Annotated in this window: 19 protein-coding genes; 11 read left to right on the top strand and 8 right to left on the bottom strand. The window is 72.6% G+C overall.

Going from position 1 to position 17,772, the window contains the following annotated elements; genetic code table 11:
- Positions 1-137 precede the first annotated feature (137 nt).
- Together D1J63_RS31855 and D1J63_RS31850 are read left to right on the top strand one after the other, a co-directional pair.
- Positions 138-1,238, top strand: a complete 1,101-nt coding sequence (locus D1J63_RS31855) for a lytic polysaccharide monooxygenase (protein WP_125633653.1) — start codon at positions 138-140, stop codon at positions 1,236-1,238.
- Between the two features lie 144 nt (positions 1,239-1,382).
- Positions 1,383-1,799 (top strand): luciferase family protein, encoded by a 417-nt coding sequence (locus D1J63_RS31850; protein ID WP_125633651.1) that lies wholly within the window; start codon positions 1,383-1,385, stop codon positions 1,797-1,799.
- On the opposite strand, the gene D1J63_RS31845 is transcribed toward D1J63_RS31850, so the two are convergent.
- Both D1J63_RS31845 and D1J63_RS31840 read right to left on the bottom strand, forming a co-directional pair.
- A complete protein-coding gene (locus D1J63_RS31845) occupies positions 1,762-3,369 on the bottom strand; it encodes an MFS transporter (protein WP_125633649.1) in 1,608 nt (535 codons plus the stop codon). The two genes, D1J63_RS31850 and D1J63_RS31845, sit on opposite strands and share 38 nt — an antisense overlap.
- 73 nt (positions 3,370-3,442) lie before the next feature.
- Positions 3,443-3,916, bottom strand: coding sequence for a MarR family winged helix-turn-helix transcriptional regulator (locus D1J63_RS31840; protein WP_125633647.1), 474 nt, complete (start codon positions 3,914-3,916; stop codon positions 3,443-3,445).
- Between the two features lie 137 nt (positions 3,917-4,053).
- Here D1J63_RS31840 and D1J63_RS31835 point away from each other — a divergent pair, with 137 nt between their 5' ends.
- Positions 4,054-4,422 (top strand): DUF779 domain-containing protein, encoded by a 369-nt coding sequence (locus tag D1J63_RS31835; RefSeq protein ID WP_125633645.1) that lies wholly within the window; start codon positions 4,054-4,056, stop codon positions 4,420-4,422.
- Positions 4,423-4,445: 23 nt separating this feature from the next.
- Here D1J63_RS31835 and D1J63_RS31830 read toward each other — a convergent pair whose 3' ends face one another.
- The 6 genes from D1J63_RS31830 to D1J63_RS31805 form a co-directional block, all read right to left on the bottom strand.
- Positions 4,446-4,640 (bottom strand): hypothetical protein, encoded by a 195-nt coding sequence (locus D1J63_RS31830; protein ID WP_007388144.1) that lies wholly within the window; start codon positions 4,638-4,640, stop codon positions 4,446-4,448.
- 116 nt (positions 4,641-4,756) lie between these two features.
- On the bottom strand, positions 4,757-5,620 hold the full coding sequence (locus D1J63_RS31825) for a phosphatidylinositol-specific phospholipase C/glycerophosphodiester phosphodiesterase family protein (protein ID WP_125633643.1): 864 nt from the start codon (positions 5,618-5,620) through the stop codon (positions 4,757-4,759).
- A gap of 152 nt (positions 5,621-5,772) precedes the next feature.
- Entirely contained in the window at positions 5,773-6,861 is a 1,089-nt protein-coding gene (locus tag D1J63_RS31820; RefSeq protein WP_125633641.1) for an acyl-CoA dehydrogenase family protein, read from the bottom strand.
- Positions 6,858-8,039, bottom strand: coding sequence for an acyl-CoA dehydrogenase (locus tag D1J63_RS31815; protein WP_125633639.1), 1,182 nt, complete (start codon positions 8,037-8,039; stop codon positions 6,858-6,860). The genes D1J63_RS31820 and D1J63_RS31815 overlap by 4 nt, the downstream gene beginning before the upstream one ends.
- 46 nt (positions 8,040-8,085) lie before the next feature.
- Complete coding sequence (locus D1J63_RS31810; protein ID WP_125633637.1) at positions 8,086-9,048, bottom strand: NADPH:quinone oxidoreductase family protein; 963 nt, start codon at positions 9,046-9,048, stop codon at positions 8,086-8,088.
- A gap of 154 nt (positions 9,049-9,202) precedes the next feature.
- Positions 9,203-9,778: an XRE family transcriptional regulator gene (locus D1J63_RS31805; protein WP_125633635.1), complete on the bottom strand. Its 576-nt coding sequence runs from the start codon at positions 9,776-9,778 to the stop codon at positions 9,203-9,205.
- Between the two features lie 77 nt (positions 9,779-9,855).
- Here D1J63_RS31805 and D1J63_RS31800 point away from each other — a divergent pair, with 77 nt between their 5' ends.
- From D1J63_RS31800 to D1J63_RS31765, 8 genes are all read left to right on the top strand, one after another.
- Complete coding sequence (locus D1J63_RS31800) at positions 9,856-10,821, top strand: NAD(P)/FAD-dependent oxidoreductase (protein ID WP_125633633.1); 966 nt, start codon at positions 9,856-9,858, stop codon at positions 10,819-10,821.
- A gap of 137 nt (positions 10,822-10,958) precedes the next feature.
- Positions 10,959-12,497, top strand: coding sequence for an ATP-dependent DNA ligase (locus tag D1J63_RS31795; RefSeq protein WP_125633631.1), 1,539 nt, complete (start codon positions 10,959-10,961; stop codon positions 12,495-12,497).
- Complete coding sequence (locus D1J63_RS31790; RefSeq protein ID WP_125633629.1) at positions 12,494-12,955, top strand: NUDIX domain-containing protein; 462 nt, start codon at positions 12,494-12,496, stop codon at positions 12,953-12,955. Before D1J63_RS31795 ends, D1J63_RS31790 begins: the two co-directional genes overlap by 4 nt.
- Before the next feature lie 105 nt (positions 12,956-13,060).
- Positions 13,061-14,446 carry an NADP-dependent succinic semialdehyde dehydrogenase gene (locus D1J63_RS31785; protein WP_125633627.1) on the top strand — a complete coding sequence of 462 codons (1,386 nt, stop codon included), beginning with the start codon at positions 13,061-13,063 and terminating at the stop codon, positions 14,444-14,446.
- A gap of 25 nt (positions 14,447-14,471) precedes the next feature.
- Positions 14,472-14,708: a DUF6213 family protein gene (locus D1J63_RS31780; RefSeq protein ID WP_164418885.1), complete on the top strand. Its 237-nt coding sequence runs from the start codon at positions 14,472-14,474 to the stop codon at positions 14,706-14,708.
- A gap of 86 nt (positions 14,709-14,794) precedes the next feature.
- Positions 14,795-15,997, top strand: coding sequence for a 1,3,6,8-tetrahydroxynaphthalene synthase (locus D1J63_RS31775; protein ID WP_269671171.1), 1,203 nt, complete (start codon positions 14,795-14,797; stop codon positions 15,995-15,997).
- The gene (locus tag D1J63_RS31770) at positions 15,994-17,208 is read left to right on the top strand and encodes a cytochrome P450 (RefSeq protein ID WP_125633623.1); all 1,215 of its coding nucleotides are present in this window, start codon (positions 15,994-15,996) and stop codon (positions 17,206-17,208) included. The genes D1J63_RS31775 and D1J63_RS31770 overlap by 4 nt, the downstream gene beginning before the upstream one ends.
- Positions 17,205-17,738: a cupin domain-containing protein gene (locus D1J63_RS31765; RefSeq protein ID WP_125633621.1), complete on the top strand. Its 534-nt coding sequence runs from the start codon at positions 17,205-17,207 to the stop codon at positions 17,736-17,738. The genes D1J63_RS31770 and D1J63_RS31765 overlap by 4 nt, the downstream gene beginning before the upstream one ends.
- Positions 17,739-17,772: the final 34 nt, after the last annotated feature.

The following is a 17,772-nucleotide window of genomic DNA, read 5'->3' as shown; positions in this document are numbered from 1 at the left end:
CCCGTCCGGTCGAAGCGCCCGCCCCGGACGGGCGGGGTTTCCACCACGATCCCCGTGCTCGCCACGGCCTGCTTGTCATGACCTGATCACCAATGGAAATCATCGAAATCACCCATGGGACCAACGGGAGACTCCCTATGGCTCGACGCAGCAGATTCCTGTCCTTGACGGCGGTACTGGCCACCTTGCTCAGCGCGCTCGGCATGACCTTCCTGCTCGGGCAGGGGCGGGCCGAGGCGCACGGCGTGGCCATGATGCCCGGCTCCCGCACCTATCTGTGCCAGCTGGACGCCAAGACCGGCACGGGTGCCCTCGACCCGACGAACCCGGCCTGTCAGGCCGCGCTCGACCAGAGCGGGGCGACGGCTCTCTACAACTGGTTCGCCGTGCTCGACTCCAACGCGGGTGGCCGCGGCGCCGGTTACGTACCGGACGGCACCCTGTGCAGCGCGGGCGACCGTTCCCCGTACGACTTCTCCGCCTACAACGCGCCCCGCGGGGACTGGCCCCGTACGCACCTGACGTCGGGGGCGACGATCCCGGTGCAGTACAGCAACTGGGCTGCCCACCCGGGTGACTTCCGGGTGTACCTGACCAAGCCGGGCTGGTCGCCCACGTCCGAGCTGGGCTGGGACGACCTGGAGCTGATCCAGACGGTGACCAACCCGCCCCAGCAGGGCTCGCCCGGGACCGACGGCGGCCACTACTACTGGGACCTCGCGCTGCCCTCGGGCCGCTCGGGCGACGCGCTGATCTTCATGCAGTGGGTGCGTTCGGACAGCCAGGAGAACTTCTTCTCCTGCTCGGACGTCGTCTTCGACGGCGGCAACGGCGAGGTCACCGGCATCCGCGGCTCGGGCACCACTCCGGACCCGGACCCGACCGACCCCACGGACCCGACGGACCCGACGGACCCGCCGACGCACACCGGTTCCTGCATGGCCGTGTACTCCGTGGAGAACTCCTGGAGCGGCGGCTTCCAGGGCTCGGTCGAGGTGATGAACCACGGCACCGAGTCGCTGAACGGCTGGGCCGTGCAGTGGAAGCCGGGCAGCGGGACCACGCTCGGCGGGGTGTGGAACGGTTCGCTGTCCAGCGGCGCCGACGGCACGGTCACGGTCCGGAACGTGGACCACAACCGCGTCATTCCACCGGACGGGAGCGTGACCTTCGGCTTCACCGCCACGTCGACGGGCAATGACTTCCCGGTCGACTCGATCGGCTGCGTCACCTCCTGACGCAGCCCGACGTTCCCCGGCACTCCCCGGCCCGGGCCGGGACACGGTCGGCGGGGCCCCGGCAGGGTCCCCGCCGACCTCACGCGCCGGTTACAAATCGCTCAACCCCTGGTTGCGAAGCGGTGATCGGGCGACGATAGGGCCATGACTCTGGCCCAGCGCGCCTTTGAGCGGCTGCACGCCTGGCCCGACCTCTCCGCGGGTCCGGCCAGTTGCCGAACCGGACGGGCGCTGCGCTCCGTCCGCGACGAGATCGTCCACTTCCACTCGGACCGGGACGTGGACCTCCACCTCACCCACCGGGCCATCCAGCGCTTCCAGTACGACCTCGGCGGCTCCACCGCCATCCGGCTGGTGCCCGGTTCCCGTTGGGTGACCGTGCACCTGGACTGCGACGCGGACGTGGACCTGCTGCTGAGCCTGACGAGCATCGCGCTCAAGGCCCATCAGTCCCGGCCCCCGACCGACCTCGGCGCGGGCTCCTCCGGACCGTCGGGGCCGGCGGGGTGCAACTACCGCCGGGTCACGGTGCTTCCGCGCGCCGCGGCCGAGGAGGCCTGAGTCCGGCCGCGGCGAGGGCCGCGCCGAGCACGCAGAGGGCGCCGGTGACGACCACGGCCACGTGGACGCCGTTCATGAACGCCTGCCCGCTACCCTCCACCACCGCGGCCCGCAGCCCGGCCGGCATGTCGCCGGAGACGGGCGCCACGCCCATCGCCACGGCGTCCTCGGCCGCCCGGAGACCGTCGGCCACGGCCGGGGGCACGCCCGCCCCGGTCAGCTCACCGGTGAGCGTGGCGCCGACCCTGGCGCTGATCAGGGAGACCAGCACGGAGGTGCCGAGCGCACCGCCGATCTGCAGGGTCGTCGCCTGGAGGCCGCCCGCGACACCACCGTCCCGGACGGGGGCGTTGCCCACGATCGCGTCGGAGGAGGCGGACATCACCATGCCGACGCCGAGGCCGAGCGCGATGAACGGCGGCCACATCGTGGCGTAGGAGGAGTCGGTCTGCCAGGTGAGCATGCCGAAGCAGGAGGCGGCCTGAAGCAGCATACCCAGCGGCATGGTCAGCCGGGGGCCGTAGCGCTGGGTGAGGGCCGCGCCCAGCGGCGAGGCCACCAGCGAGGCGAGGCTGAGCGGCAGGGTCCGCACACCCGCCTCGACCGGCGTGAAGCCGCGCACGTTCTGCAGGTACAGCATGACGAAGAAGATCACGCCGAGCATCACGAAGAAGTTCAGCGCGGTGACGATCGCGCCGATGGTCAGCGCACGGCTGCGGAACAGGCGCATCGGCAGCAGCGGATGCGCCACGCGGGTCTCGTGCCGGCCGAACACGAGCAGCAGTACGAGGCCCGCGGCGACCGCGCCGAGGGTGCCCGCGGAGGTCCAGCCCCAGGTCTCGCCCTTGACGACGCCGAAGACGACGGCCAGGAGGCCGAGGGCGAGCAGGACGAGGCCGGGTATGTCGAACCGTTCGCGGCCCGCGGAGTCGCGGCTTTCCGGGAGCACGAGGGCGCCGAAGACGACGGCCGCGACACCGATGGGGGCGTTGATGTAGAAGACCGACTCCCAGTCGACGTGCTCCACGAGGAGGCCGCCGACGATGGGTCCGAGGGCGGTCGCGACGGCGGAGACCATGGCCCAGATGCCCACGGCCATGGCGAACTTCTTCGCCGGGAAGACGGAGCGCAGCAGGCCGAGGGTGTTGGGCATCAGCAGTCCGCCGAAGGCGCCCTGGACGGCGCGGAAGGCGACCACGCCCTCGATCGAACCGGACAGGCCGATGGCGACCGAGGCGAGCGTGAAGCCGGCGACGCCGGCCAGGTAGTAGGTGCGGCGGCCGAACCGGTCGCCGAGCTTGCCGCCCAGGATGAGGGTGGCGGCGAGCGCGAGCAGGTAGGCGTTGGTCACCCACTGGAGTTGGGCGGTGGACGCGTGCAGGTCGCTGCCGATCTCGGGGTTGGCGATGGCGACGACGGACCCGTCGAGCTGGACCATGAACAGTCCGAACGCGACGGCGAGGAGGGTGATCCACGGGTTGGACCGCGGGCGCCCGGCCGCCGGTGGGGCGGGGGCGGGGGCGATCTCGGACGCGGACGTGACGGAGTGATCCACGGACGTGGACGGCATGGAGCAGCCTTCTCTTCCGGATTCGGGGCGGTGCGGGAAGGGAACGGCGCGCCGCGAGGGGCGGGCACGTGTGTCAGCGAGCGCTGGGGTGAAGGTTCCGCGTCAACGCGTCGAGGGCGTCCAGGGCGGAGCCCAGCGCGCCCTGCTGGCCCTCGGTGAGCGAGGTCAGGGCGTGACGGATGAACGCGGTCTCCAGTTCCCGCACCTCCGACACCCGCTCACGGGCCGTGGCCGTGAGGTGGAGGTGGGCGACCCGTTTGTCGGCGCTGTCCCGCCTGCGCTCCAGGTCGCCCCGCTCGGTGAGCTGGGAGACCAGGGCGCTGACGTTGTTCGGCTTCATCAGCAGGGCCTCGGCGGCCTCGCGCACCGTGGCGCCCTCGTGCTGGGCGACGAACCGCAGCAGGGCGAGCTGCCCCTCGGAGGGCTTGGGGTGCGGGTACCGGGCGGCGACCTGTCGGTCCAGCGCCCTGTGCAGCGCGGGAAGGCACGCCGCGAGCCCGGAGGCCACGCGGTCGATGTCCCGGCGAGGGGTGCTGGAGTCGGTCACCCGGGGACATTAGATATGACCCTATAAGTATGTCAAAAGAGGTAGTGCTGAACGGAGCGCCGCCACCTCCGCCGCCATCGCCGGCGACCCCACGCCACGCAACGCACTCGCAACGTTCCCTCTGCTGACATGGCGGCATGGGTGACACATACGAGGAGATCCCGCGCGTCGCGCTGACCGCCGAGGCCTCCGGACTGCTGCGGCGGCTCCGCGAGGCGCACGGCCCGCTGATGTTCCACCAGTCCGGCGGCTGCTGCGACGGCAGCGCCCCCATGTGCTACCCGGCCGGCGAGTTCCGCACCGGCTCCTCGGACGTCCTGCTCGCCGAACTGACGGTCGACGGCGTCGAGGAGCCCGTGGAGTTCTGGATGTCGCGCAGCCAGTACGCGGTGTGGGCCCACACCCGGCTGACCGTGGACGTCGTCCCGGGCCGGGGCAGCGGCTTCTCGCTGGAGGCACCCGAGGGGGTGCGCTTCCTCATCCGCTCCCGGGTCGTGGACGCCTAGGCCTCGGTCGCCTCCGCGATGTCCTACGGCCTGAGGCTGCTCACGATCTCCGCGGTCGCGGTCAGGCCGCTGCTGATGGTCGGGGCGATGCTCGTGCTCGCCAGGTAGAAGCCGAGCAGCAGGCACACCAGTGCGTGCGAGATCTTCAGCCCGCCGTTGCGCAGGAAGAGCACCGCGAGGATGAACAGCAAGAGCACCACAGAGATGGAAACGGCCATCGTCAACCTCCTCCGCCACGTCCACTTCGCGGCGTTCGGCCGCAAGTGTGGCGTAGCGGAGGGTTCGTCCGGGCGGCTGACCTGTCCTCCGAACGAGTGGTGTCCCGCTGCCGCCCCTATCGCTCCCGGTGGGCGTCGAGGAAGGCCTCGAGACCGGCGAGGTCGTCGGTGTTGAGATGGTCGACTCCGGCGGCGAGCAGTTCGGCCCACACGGCGTCCCGCGCGGGCCCGGCCGCGTCGGGCGTGGCCCAGAAGCGCACCCGCTGCCCGCGGGCGTGGGCCGCGCCCACGATCCCGCGGAGCTTGCGCCGCTCGGCCGCCGGGAAGGCGCCCACGCCCTGCCAGGTGAAGTTCAGCGTCCAGTTGTCGCTGATCAGTGGCACGAAGGAGGCCGGTGCGGCGGTGCCGAGGTCGGTGAGCCGGCCGTCGTAGAAGGCCCGGCGGGTGCGCTGGGCCTCCATGGGCGCGCGGGCGGCCCGGTCCCCGGAAACCACCGCCGTGACCGCGCCCGGGAACACCCGGCCATGGGCGTAGGAGGTGAACAGGTGCGGGTAGCGGCGCAGCCGGCGGTCGAGTTCGAGGTACGTCGACTCGCCCTCGGTCTTGATGTCGATCAGGAGCTGGAGGGAGCCGCGGTCCCGGCGGTACACGCGGCCGTGGTGCGCGCGGACGCGGGCGGCGAGCGGGTCGAGGTAGAGCGACTCCAGGGTGCGGGACGGGTCGAGGTCCTCGGGGTCGTGGGCGACGAGGAGTTGGCCGTCGACCAGGTAGATGTCGGCCTCGACGCTGCCGAAGCGGTGGTCGAGGGCGTCGAGGAGGGGACGGGGGTGCTCGTAGTCGTTGTGGGCGTGCGCGCGCCACAACGGGCGCGGCCAGTGCCTGCCTTCGGACGCCGACGCGGCGCCGGCGGGCAGGGCGACCGCGCCCGCAAGGGCGGCGCCGAGGGTGGTGAGGGCTCTGCGTCGGGTGGTGAGGGCCATGCTCTGCCTCCCTGGAAGTGCCGTACGGGACCCCAGTGAGTATGGGGTCCCGTGGCCCTCGGGGAGCAGAGCCCTGCGGGGAGTTGTCCGGACCGCCGCCGGTCGTTCACCTCCGGTGGCGCACTCGGCCGGCGGGGTCCGCGGACAGGGCGTCAGGGCGCCCGCAGGTCGACCAGTTCGGCCAGGACCGTGCGGTGGCGGCCCGCGGCTCCGTATGCGATCGAGTCGGCCTTGGCCCGCTTGAGGTACAGGTGGACCGGGTGCTCCCACGTCATGCCGATGCCGCCGTGCAGTTGCAGCGCCTCCTCGGCGGCGTGGACGGCGACCTGCGCCGCGTACGCCTGGGCCACGGCGACCGCCACGTCGGTGTCCGCGCCGGTCGCCAGGGCGTCGGCGGCGTTGCGGGCGGCGGCGCGCAGGCCCGCGATCTCCAGCCACAGCCGGGCGAGCCGGTGCTTGAGCGCCTGGAACCCGCCGACCGGACGGTTGAACTGCTTGCGTTCCTTGAGGTAGCGGACCGTCTCGGTCAGCAGCCAGTCGGCGAGGCCCAGTTGCTCGGAGGCGAGCAGCCCGGCACCGGCCCGCAGGGCGCGGCGCACGGCGGGCTCCGCGTCGCCGAGCCGGCGCCCGGCCACGCCGTCGAGGGTGACTCGCGCCAGGGGCCTGGTGGAGTCGAGCGAGACCTGGGGCGTCACCGTCGCGTCGGCGGCCCCGACCGCGTACAGGCCCCCGTCGTCGGCCGGGACCAGCAGCACGTCGGCGACGGAGGCGTCCGCGATGCCCGTCAACTCCCCGTGCAGCAGACCGCTGTCCAGGCGCACGCTCGCGACGGCACCGCCCGGCGCGACGTGCAGCCCGACGGCGAGCACGGCGACGGTCGTGGCGGCCGCCAGCTCGCCGAGCAGGTCCTCGGTCCCGCAGGCCAGCAGCGCCTCGGTGGCGACGACGGAGCTCGTCAGGTACGGCACCGGTGCGACCGCGCGTCCCAACTCCTCCAGGACCACGGCGGCTTCCCGGTGCGTGGCACCCTGTCCGCCCAGTTCCTCGGGGATCAGCAGGCCCGCGAGGCCGATCGAGCCGGCGAGGGACTTCCACAGCGGCACGTCGTGCGGGGCGGCCGACTCGGTGCGGGTGACGACGTCCGCCGGGTCGCAGTGGTCGGTGAGCAGGTCCCGGACGGCGGCGCGCAGCGCCTCTTCCTCCTCCGAGTAGAGGAGAGCGGGTTCGGGCTGTGCGCTCATCGGGCGAGGTCCTTCCATGCGACGTCCTTGTCGGTGCGCGGCTCGGCGGGCAGGCCCAGGACGCGCTCGGCGACGATGTTCAGCAGGACCTCGCTGGTCCCGCCCTCGATGCTGTTGCCCTTGGACCGCAGGTAGCGGTACCCGGCGTCGCGTCCGGTGAAGTCGACCAGTTCGGGGCGGCGCATGGTCCAGTCGTCGTAGAGCAGGCCCTCCTCGCCGAGGAGTTCCACCTCCAGGCCGCTGATCTCCTGGTTGAGCCGGGCGAAGTTCAGCTTCATGCCGGCGCCCTCGGGGCCGGGCTGGCCCGCCACCAGTTGCTGGCGCAGGCGCACGCCGGTGAGGCGGGCGACCTCGGCCTCGACCCACAGGCCGAGCAGTCGCTGGTGCAGGTCGTGGGTGCGCAGTTCGGGGCGCTCCCGCCAGGTCGCCGCGACCTTGCCGATCATGCCGCCCTCGCGGGGGATCGGGGTGCCGCCGATGGCGACGCGCTCGTTGTTGAGCGTGGTCTGCGCGACCCGCCAGCCGTCGCCGACGTCTCCGAGGCGCCGGGAGTCGGGGATACGGACGTCGGTGAGGAAGACCTCGTTGAACTCGGCCTCGCCGGTGATCTGGCGCAGCGGCCGCACCTCGACGCCGGGGTCGGTCATGTCGCACACGAAGTAGGTGATGCCCCGGTGCTTGGGCACGTCCGGGTCGGTGCGGGCGATGAGGATGGCCCAGCGGGCGAGGTGCGCGCTGGAGGTCCATACCTTCTGCCCGTTGACCACCCAGTCATCACCGTCCCGCACCGCGCGCGTGCCGAGGGCGGCCAGGTCGGACCCGGCGCCCGGCTCGCTGAAGAGCTGGCACCAGACCTCCTCGCCGGTCCACAGCGGGCGCAGCAGCCGGCGCTTCTGTTCGTCGGTGCCGTACTGGAGGATGGTCGGGGCGGCCATGCCGAGGCCGATGCCGATGCGCCGCGGGTCGTTGTCGGGGGCGCCTTCGGCCGCCAACTCGGCGTCCACGACGGCCTGGAGGGAGCGCGGGGCACCGAGTCCGCCGAGCCCTTCGGGGTAGTGCACCCAGGCGAGGCCGGCGTCGAAGCGGGCCCGCAGGAAGTCCAGGCGGTCCGTGCCGGCAGGGGGGTGCGCGGTCAGCAACTCACGGGTACGGCGGCGCAGTTCCGCTGCGTCGGTCATGCGACGATTCCCTTCTCCAGCTTCTCTCCGGTCCGGCCTCGTCCGGTCATGCCTTCTCCGGTACGACGGCCACCCGGCCGGTCGTGCTGCCGTCGGCGACGCGCTGCACGGCGTCCGCCGCCCCGTCGAGCGGTACCCGCTCGCTCACCAGCGGCTTGATCGCGCCCCGCGCGGCCAGTTCGGTGAGCTGCTCGTGGCAGTGCCGGACCAGTTGGGGGTTCTTGGTGTTGTACAGGCCCCAGTGCAGGCCGAGGATCGTGTAGTTCTTCACCAGCGCGTGGTTCAGGGCCGGGCTGGGGATGGTGCCGCTCGCGAAGCCGACGACGACGATCCGCCCCTCGAAGGCGACGACCTTGGTGGACTGGGTGTACGCCGCGCCGCCCACCGGGTCGTAGATCACGTCGGCGCCCCGACCGCCGGTGGCCTCCTTCACGGCCGCGACGACGTCCTCGGCGCGCCGGTCGACGACCACGTCGCAGCCCAGCTCCCGGGCGACGGCCGCCTTCTCCGGCCCGCCGACGACGCCGATGACGGTGGCGCCGGCCGCCTTGCCGAGCTGTACGGCGGCGCTTCCGACCCCTCCAGCGGCGGCGTGGACGAGCAGGGTCTCGCCGGCCTCCAGGCGGGCCCGGCGGTGCAGGCCGAACCAGCCGGTCTGGTAGCCGATGTGCAGGGCGGCGGCCTCGGCGTCGTCCAGGGCGTCCGGCGCGGGCAGCAGGGCGCGGGCGTCGGCGAGGGCGTACTCGGCGAAGCCGCCGTGCGGCAGCGCCGGGTTGGCCAGGACGCGGCGGCCGTCCTCGGTCTCGCCGCAGATCTCCACGCCCGGCGTGAACGGCAGCGGCGGCCGGACCTGGTACTGGCCCCGGCACATCAGGGCGTCCGGGAAGTTGATGTTGGCGGCCCGCACCTTCAGCAGGACCTGGCCCTCGCCGGGCACCGGCGACGGCACGTCCGCGAGGCGCATCACCTCGCCCGGCTCGCCGTTCTCGTGCACCTGCCATGCCTGCATGCGGGACCTCCACCGACTGCGTCGTCCGACCGGTCCTCCGCATACTAAGCGGTCGCTTGCCCATCAGGGAACAGGTTGAGGCACCCGTCAGGGAACAGGCTTGGGCGACCGTCAGGGAACAGGCTCGGGTGCCCATCGGGGAACAGGCCGGGGCTCACGCCCGCGCGGGCCGCGCCCGTACGTGCATCCGCTCGCCCTGCGGGCCGAAGAGGCTCAGGAACTCGGCCGGCCCCTCCCCCGTCGATCCGAACCAGTGCGGCACCCGGGTGTCGAACTCGGCCGCCTCCCCCGCCGACAGCACCACGTCGTGCTCTCCGAGCACGAGCCGCAGCCGGCCGGAGAGGACATAGAGCCACTCGTACCCCTCGTGGGTGCGCGGGTCGGGCTCCTCGTTCCGCTGGGGCTCCAACACCTTGAACGCCTGGAGGCCGCCCGCCTGGCGGGTGAGCGGCCAGTGGGTGCGGCCGTGCCGCACGACGGGCTTGGCGCGCACCCGGGGGTCGCCGACCTGCGGGGCACCGACCAGTTCGTCCAGCGGCACCTGGTGGGCCTGGGCGATCGGCAGCAGCAGTTCGAGGCTCGGCTTGCGCAGGCCGGACTCCAGCCGCGACAGGGTACTCACCGAAATACCGGTCGACTCGGACAGCGCCGCCAGGGTCACCTCGCGCTCCTTGCGCACCTGGCGGAGCCGCGGCCCGACACCGGCGAGGACATCGTCTGCGGTCGTCATGCGTTTATTGCAGTTCCGGCAAACAAGTTTGTCAATCCCGCGGTGTCCGAGCGACCTTCTACGTGGAGGTGGTCACCATGACCCGCAACAAGGACGTCACGCAGAGCAAGGACCTGACCGGCATCCACGACGTGGTGGTCGTCGGCGGTGGCGCGGCGGGGCTCTCCGCCGCGCTCGTCCTGGGCCGCTCGCGCCTGCGCACCCTGGTCGTCGACGCCGGCGAGCCGCGCAACGCGCCCTCGGACCACATGCAGGGCTACATGACCCGGGACGGCATGTCCCCCGCCGAGTTCCTGGCCCTCGGCCGGGAGGAGATCGCGCGCTACGGGGTGGAGCTGGTCCGCGACCGTGCCGTGGACGTCTCGCGCGGCGAGGACTTCGCGGTGCGGCTGGCCGGCGGCGACACCGTGCACGCCCGCCGGCTGATCGTCACCACCGGACTCAGGGACGAGCTGCCGGCCGTCGAGGGGGTCGCCGAGCGGTTCGGCCGGGACGTACTGCACTGCCCGTTCTGCCACGGCTGGGAGGTGCGGGACGAGCGCTTCGGCGTGCTGGCCACCAGCCCGCTCAGCGTGCACCAGGCGCTGATGGTGTCCGGCTGGTCGGACGACGTGACGCTCTTCCTGCACACGGTCGCCGAGAGCGAACTGTCCGACGACGACCTGCGGCGGCTCGCGGCGGCCGGGGTCAAGGTGGTCCCCGGCGAGGTCGCGGGCCTGCGGGTCGAGGACGACCGGCTCACCGGGGTCCGGCTCGCGGACGGCACGGCGCACGACCGCACGGTGCTGTTCGTGGCCCCGAGGGCGGTCCCGCAGACCGGTCTGATGGAGCGGCTGGGGGCGGAGCTGCAGGAGACGCCGTTCGGCGCCTATCCCGTGGTGGACCCGACGGGCCGGACGACCGTGCCGGGCGTGTGGACCGCCGGAAACGCCCTCGGCTTCGCCGAGCAGGTCGTCCACGCGGCCAGCGGCGGCTACCGCGCGGCGGCGGCGATCGTCGGCGACCTGATCATGTCGGGCCTGGACGCGGCCCTCACGGACTGAGGGCACCCCGGCACCCGGAAGTACGTGGAGCACCCGTAGCGCGCACGGCGGGCGTACGCCGCACCCCGGCCCGTGCCCCGCGAGGGCGTACGGCACTCGCGGGTGTACACCGGCCCTCTCCGGTGCACCATGACTGCATGCTGCTTGCCCGGTTGGCCCAGGTGTCCCGGGAGGTCGCCGCCACATCGGCGCGGTCCCGGAAGACCGTCCTGCTCGCGGAGCTGTTCCGTGAGGCGGAGGCGGCGGACGTGCCGGTCGTCATCCCGTACCTGGCGGGGCGGCTCCCGCAGGGCCGGATCGGCATCGGCTGGAAGGTGCTGAGCCGCCGGGTACCGCCGGCCGACGCGCCGACCCTGACGGTGCGCGACGTCGACGCCCGGCTCACCCGGCTCGGCGCGGTGTCCGGCGCCGGGTCGCAGGCCGAGCGGGCCCGGCTGGTGGGCGAGCTGATGGGCGCCGCCACCGAGGACGAGCAGCGCTTCCTGATCGGGCTGCTCACCGGGGAGGTCCGCCAGGGCGCCCTGGACGCGGTCGCCGTCGAGGGCCTGGCCGCGGCGACCGACGCGCCCCCGGCGGACGTACGGCGCGCGGTGATGCTCGCGGGGTCGCTCCAGACGGTGGCCGAGGCCCTGCTGGCCGACGGTCCCGCCGCACTGGAGGGCTTCCGGCTCACCGTCGGCCGGCCCGTGCTGCCGATGCTGGCCCACAGCGCGTCGTCGGTCGGCGAGGCGGTCGGCAAGCTGGGCGCCGCGGCCGTGGAGGAGAAGCTGGACGGCATCCGCGTGCAGGTGCACCGCGACGGCGCCACCGTGCGGATCTACACCCGCACCCTGGACGAGATCACCGACCGGCTCCCCGAGGTCACGGAGGCGGCCCTGGCGCTGCCCGGTGAGCGGTTCGTCCTGGACGGCGAGGCGATCTCCCTCGACGCGGACGGGCGCCCCCGCTCCTTCCAGGAGACCGCCGGCCGGGTCGGGTCGCGCACCGACGTGGCCACGGCGGCACGGGCGGTCCCGGTCTCCGCGGTCTTCTTCGACGTGCTGTCCGTCGACGGCCGCGACCTGCTCGACCTGCCGCTGACCGAGCGGCACGCGGAACTGGCCCGGCTGGTCCCCGGGCCCCTGCGGGTGCGGCGCACGCTGGTGCGCGGCCCGGAGGAGACCGGTGCCGCGGAGGAGTTCCTGGCCGAGGCGCTGGCACGCGGGCACGAGGGCGTCGTCGTCAAGGGGCTGGACGCCGCGTACAGCGCGGGCCGGCGCGGCGCGTCCTGGCTGAAGGTCAAGCCGGTCCACACGCTCGACCTGGTGGTGCTGGCCGCCGAGTGGGGCCACGGCCGCCGCACCGGCAGGCTCTCCAACCTCCACCTGGGCGCCCGCACCGCCGACGGCTCCTTCGCGATGCTCGGCAAGACCTTCAAGGGCATGACCGACGCTCTGCTGGCCTGGCAGACCGAGCGCCTGCGGGAGCTGGCCGTCGAGGAGCACGGCTGGGGTGTGACCGTACGGCCCGAACTCGTCGTCGAGATCGCCTACGACGGCCTCCAGCGCTCCAGCCGCTACCCGGCCGGTGTCACCCTCCGCTTCGCCCGCGTGGTCCGCTACCGCGAGGACAAGCGCCCCGAGGACGCGGACACCGTGGAGACCCTGCTCGCCGCACACCCCGGGGTCACTCCGTGAGACGGAGCGCGGGCCTGCTGCTGCACCGGCGCGGTCCCACGGGTGAGCTCCAGGTGCTGCTCGGCCACATGGGCGGCCCCTTCTACACCCGCCGCGACGCCGGGGCGTGGACCGTCCCCAAGGGCGAGTACGACCCGGAGGAGCCGGCCTGGGAGGCGGCCCGGCGCGAGTTCGAGGAGGAGCTGGGGCTGCCGCCGCCCGAGGGCGAGGCCGTGCCGCTCGGGGAGGTGCGGCAGGCGGGCGGGAAGCTCGTCACGGTCTGGGCCCTGGAGGCCGACCTCGATCCGGCGACGGTCGTCCCCGGCACCTTCCGCATGGAGTGGCCGCCGAGGTCGGGACGGACCGAGGAGTTCCCCGAGCTGGACCGGGTGGCGTGGTTCCCGCTGGACCGGGCGCGCGAGGTGATCGTGAAGGCCCAGTCCGCGTTTCTCGACCGCTTGGCGGAGCACTCGCACTGACGAGACACCACCAGGAACCACGACGAACGATGCGACCCGTCCGCGTTGCGGCACCCCGCGCCGCGCGCCAAGGTCGAAGCACGAATGCACCCAGGGAGGTCGGCCATGCCCATCGCGACGGTGAACCCGGCGAACGGCGAGACGCTCAGGACGTACGAGGCCATGGGCGAGGAGGAGATCGAGCGCCGGATCGAGCTCGCGGAGGCCACCTTCCGCACCTACCGGACCACGGGGTTCTACGAGCGGGCCGGGCTGATGCGCCGGGCCGCCGACCTCTTGGAGGCGGACCAGAAGGAGATCGGCAGGGTCATCACCACGGAGATGGGCAAGCCGGTCAAGCAGGCCCGCGCGGAGGCGGCCAAGTGCGCCAAGGCGATGCGCTGGTACGCCGATCACGCGGCCGAGCTGCTGGCCGACGAGGAGCCGGACGACGCCGACGTGAAGGACTCCGGCGCCTCCCGGGCCCTGGTCCGCTACCGCCCGCTCGGCCCGGTACTCGCGGTGATGCCGTGGAACTTCCCGCTCTGGCAGGTGATCCGGTTCGCGGCGCCCGCGCTGATGGCGGGCAACGTCGGGCTGCTCAAGCACGCCTCGAACGTGCCGCAGACCGCCCTGTACCTGGAGGACCTGTTCCACCGGGCGGGCTTCCCCGAGGGCTGCTTCCAGACCCTGCTGATCGGCTCCGCCCAGGTCGACGACGTCCTGCGCGACGAGCGGGTGCGGGCCGCCACCCTCACCGGCAGCGAGCCGGCGGGCCGCGCGGTGGCCTCCACAGCCGGGGAGATGATCAAGAAGACGGTGCTGGAACTGGGCGGCAGCGACCCGTTCGTCGTCATGCCGTCCGCGGACGTCGAGCGGGCCGCCGCGGTGGCGGTGACCGCGCGCACCCAGAACGCCGGGCAGTCGTGCATCGCCGCCAAGCGGTTCATCGTGCACACGGACGTGTACGACGCCTTCGCCGAGCGCTTCACCGAGGGCATGCGGGCCCTGAGGGTCGGAGACCCGATGGACGAGGAGACCGAGGTCGGTCCGCTCTCCAGCGAGCAGGGCCTCAACGACCTGGTGGAGCTGGTCGACGACGCGGTGCGCGGCGGCGCGGACGTGCTGTGCGGCGGCGAACGCCCGGACGGGCCGGGCTGGTACTACCCGCCGACCGTCCTGGCCGGCGTCACCCGCGAGATGCGCATCCACCGCGAGGAGGCCTTCGGGCCGGTCGCCACGCTGTACCGGGCGGCCGACCTGGACGAGGCGGTACTGATCGCCAACGACACGGACTTCGGGCTCAGTTCCAACGTGTGGACGCGCGACGACGCCGACGTGGACCGGTTCGTCCGGGACCTGGAGGCGGGCGGCGTGTACGTCAACGGGATGACGGCGTCCCATCCGGCGTTCCCGTTCGGCGGGGTCAAGCGGTCGGGCTACGGGCGTGAGCTGTCCGGGCACGGAATCCGCGAGTTCTGCAACATCACCACCGTATGGCACGGAGCGTGAGCCTTCCGCGACTACGATCCCCTTTGTGAACCGCGAAGTGACCCTGCCTCTGATCGTCGACGACCGCGGCACGCTCCAGGTCGCCGCGTCCGACGTGAGCAAGCTGCTGCGCACGGTCGGCGGGCGGTGGCTGCGGCTGGTGGAGACCGGCGAGGAGAGGCTGGACGAGGACACCGTCGCGGCCCTCACCATCGAGCTGGCCAAGCTGGCCGACCGGATCGACGTGGCGTGCATCGCCCACAGCAGCGGCCGCTCCTCCTGACGCCTTCGGCACGCCTCCCGGCGACGTCGCCTTCCCCGAGACGGAGTAACCCGGCGAGAGATCACCGCCCCGGTGAGTGATCGTGGATGGGCACCCCTGAGAAGGTGCAGCACTTTCCGGCCGGGGGGCGCAAGCCTTCCGCGAGGCGAAAGCAGGCACGGTTCATGGCGACTTTGTGCAGACCCTCGGTGTCCGTCCCGGAGCATGTGATCACGATGGAGGAGACGCTGGAGCTGGCGCGCCGGCGCCACACCGACCATCCCCAACTGCCGCTCGCGCTCCGGCTGATAGAGAACACCGGGGTCCGCACCCGGCACATCGTGCAGCCCATCGAGAAGACACTGGAACACCCCGGCTTCGAGGACCGCAACAAGGTCTACGAGCGGGAGGCGAAGTCCCGCGTCCCGGCCGTGATCCAGCGCGCCCTGGACGACGCGGAGCTGCTCACCACCGACATCGACGTGATCATCTACGTCTCGTGCACGGGCTTCATGATGCCCTCGCTCACAGCCTGGCTGATCAACGAGATGGGCTTCGACAGCACCACCCGGCAGATACCCATCGCCCAGCTGGGCTGTGCGGCCGGAGGTGCGGCGATCAACCGCGCCCACGACTTCTGCACCGCCTACCCCGAGGCCAACGCGCTCATCGTGGCCTGCGAGTTCTGCTCGCTGTGCTACCAGCCCACCGACATCGGCGTGGGCTCCCTGCTCTCCAACGGTCTCTTCGGCGACGGCATCGCCGCCGCGGTGGTCCGCGGCCGGGGCGGCACCGGAGTGCGCCTGGAGCGCAACGGCTCGTACCTGATCCCCAAGACCGAAGAGTGGATCATGTACGACGTGAAGGCGACCGGTTTCCACTTCCTGCTGGACAAGCGGGTGCCGGCCACCATGGAGCCGCTCGCGCCGGCCCTCAAGAGCCTGGCGGGCGAGCACGGTTGGGACGCCGCCGACCTGGACTTCTACATCGTGCACGCGGGCGGCCCCCGGATCCTCGACGACCTGAGCAAGTTCCTGCAGGTCGACCCGTACGCGTTCCGCTTCAGCCGGGCCACGCTCACCGAGTACGGCAACATCGCCAGCGCCGTCGTCCTGGACGCGCTGCGCAGGCTCTTCGACGAGGGCGGCGTCGAGGCGGGGGCACGCGGGCTGCTGGCCGGTTTCGGTCCGGGCATCACCGCGGAGATGTCCCTGGGCTGCTGGCAGACGGCGGATGTGCGGCCGAGCGTGCGGCAGGGCATGACGCGGGACGTGTCCCGAGGTGCGACGCGGAGTGTGAGGCAGACATGAACGAAGAAACGATTTCTCAGGCCGTGCCGCCCGTCCGGGACTGGCCGGCCGTCGACCTGCCCGGCAGCGACTTCGACCCGGTGCTGACCGAGTTGATGCGCGAGGGCCCCGTCACCCGCATCTCGCTCCCCAACGGCGAGGGCTGGGCCTGGCTGGTCACCCGCCACGACGACGTCCGCATGGTCACCAACGACCCCCGGTTCGGGCGCGAGGCCGTCATGGACCGGCAGGTCACCCGGCTGGCCCCGCACTTCATTCCCGAGCGCGGCGCGGTCGGCTTCCTCGACCCGCCGGACCACACCCGGCTGCGCCGCACGGTGGCCGCGGCCTTCACCGCACGGGGCGTGGAGCGCGTGCGCGAGCGGTCCCGCGGCATGCTGGACGAACTGGTCGACGCCATGCTGCGGGCCGGGCCGCCCGCCGACCTCACCGAGGCCGTGCTGAGCCCCTTCCCCATCGCGGTCATCTGCGAGCTGATGGGGGTGCCGGCCACCGACCGCCACGCCATGCACACCTGGACCCAGCTGATCCTGTCCTCCTCGCACGGCGCGGAGGTCAGCGAGCGGGCCAAGAACGACATGAACACCTACTTCTCGGACCTCATCGGGCTCCGCGCGGACAGCACCGGCGAGGACGTCACCTCGCTGCTGGGTGCCGCGGTGGGGCGCGACGAGATCACCCTGGCGGAGGCGGTGGGGCTCGCGGTCCTGCTGCAGATCGGCGGCGAGGCGGTCACCAACAACAGCGGGCAGATGTTCCACCTGCTGCTGAGCCGGCCCGAACTCGCCGAACGCCTGCGTTCCGAACCGGAGATCCGTCCCCGCGCCATCGACGAACTGCTGCGCTGGATCCCCCACCGCAACGCCGTCGGGCTCTCCCGGATCGCGCTGGAGGACGTGGAGATCAGGGGCGTGCGGATCCGCGCGGGCGACGCGATCTACGTGTCGTACCTGGCGGCCAACCGCGACCCGGAGGTCTTCCCCGACCCGGACACGATCGACTTCGAGCGCAGCCCCAACCCGCACGTGTCCTTCGGCTTCGGCCCGCACTACTGCCCCGGCGGCATGCTGGCCCGGCTGGAGTCGGAGCTGCTCGTCGACGCGATCCTGGACCGGGTGCCGGGGCTGAAGCTCGCGGTGGCGCCCGAGGACGTGCCCTTCAAGAAGGGTGCGCTGATCCGCGGGCCCGAGGCCCTCCCGGTGACCTGGTGAGCGCGCTCGCCGCGGCGACGGAGGGCCTGTTGGTGCCACCGGGCCAGGGCCGGGTGGTGCAGGCGCCGGCCCAGCACGTGACCTTCAAGGTGACCGGCTCGCACTCGCGCATGGCGTCCACCTTCGAGGTGATCGTGCCGCCCGGGTTCGACGTCGGCGCCCACGTGCACACCCGCAGCGAGGAGCTGTTCTACGTATTGGAGGGCGAGCTGGACGTGCTCGCCTTCGAGCCGAGGGTCCGTACGCCGGACGGCTGGAGGAACTGGGAGTCGCCCTCGGGCAACCGGGTGGTGCGCGCCACCCCGGGCACGGTCGTCGTCGTGCCCCCCGGCTGCCCGCACGCCTTCGCCAACCCGACGGGCGAGCCGGCCAAGATGTTCTTCCAGGCCGCCCCGCCGCCGGACCACGAGCGCTACTTCGAGGAACTGCTGGACATCCTCGGCGACGGAGGCCCGCCGGACCACGAGGCCATCGAGGCACTGCGGGCCAAGTACGACATCGAGCAGCTCACACCTTTGCAGCACCGGTGAGCGTGCCAAACCCAGGGGCGCGGGGAACTGCGCG

This window comes from Streptomyces sp. KPB2, assembly GCF_003950055.1.
Lineage (GTDB): Bacteria > Actinomycetota > Actinomycetes > Streptomycetales > Streptomycetaceae > Streptomyces > Streptomyces salinarius.
This window is presented reverse-complemented; position numbering and strand designations above follow the sequence as displayed.

Coding starts and splice junctions, on each gene's coding strand:
- D1J63_RS31855 (WP_125633653.1), top strand. CDS start 138: ATGGCTCGACGCAGCAGATTCCTGTCCTTGACGGCGGTACTGGCCACC.
- D1J63_RS31850 (WP_125633651.1), top strand. CDS start 1,383: ATGACTCTGGCCCAGCGCGCCTTTGAGCGGCTGCACGCCTGGCCCGAC.
- D1J63_RS31845 (WP_125633649.1), bottom strand. CDS start 3,369: ATGCCGTCCACGTCCGTGGATCACTCCGTCACGTCCGCGTCCGAGATC.
- D1J63_RS31835 (WP_125633645.1), top strand. CDS start 4,054: ATGGGTGACACATACGAGGAGATCCCGCGCGTCGCGCTGACCGCCGAG.
- D1J63_RS31830 (WP_007388144.1), bottom strand. CDS start 4,640: ATGGCCGTTTCCATCTCTGTGGTGCTCTTGCTGTTCATCCTCGCGGTG.
- D1J63_RS31825 (WP_125633643.1), bottom strand. CDS start 5,620: ATGGCCCTCACCACCCGACGCAGAGCCCTCACCACCCTCGGCGCCGCC.
- D1J63_RS31820 (WP_125633641.1), bottom strand. CDS start 6,861: ATGAGCGCACAGCCCGAACCCGCTCTCCTCTACTCGGAGGAGGAAGAG.
- D1J63_RS31815 (WP_125633639.1), bottom strand. CDS start 8,039: ATGACCGACGCAGCGGAACTGCGCCGCCGTACCCGTGAGTTGCTGACC.
- D1J63_RS31810 (WP_125633637.1), bottom strand. CDS start 9,048: ATGCAGGCATGGCAGGTGCACGAGAACGGCGAGCCGGGCGAGGTGATG.
- D1J63_RS31805 (WP_125633635.1), bottom strand. CDS start 9,778: ATGACGACCGCAGACGATGTCCTCGCCGGTGTCGGGCCGCGGCTCCGC.
- D1J63_RS31800 (WP_125633633.1), top strand. CDS start 9,856: ATGACCCGCAACAAGGACGTCACGCAGAGCAAGGACCTGACCGGCATC.
- D1J63_RS31795 (WP_125633631.1), top strand. CDS start 10,959: ATGCTGCTTGCCCGGTTGGCCCAGGTGTCCCGGGAGGTCGCCGCCACA.
- D1J63_RS31785 (WP_125633627.1), top strand. CDS start 13,061: ATGCCCATCGCGACGGTGAACCCGGCGAACGGCGAGACGCTCAGGACG.
- D1J63_RS31775 (WP_269671171.1), top strand. CDS start 14,795: ATGGGCACCCCTGAGAAGGTGCAGCACTTTCCGGCCGGGGGGCGCAAG.
- D1J63_RS31770 (WP_125633623.1), top strand. CDS start 15,994: ATGAACGAAGAAACGATTTCTCAGGCCGTGCCGCCCGTCCGGGACTGG.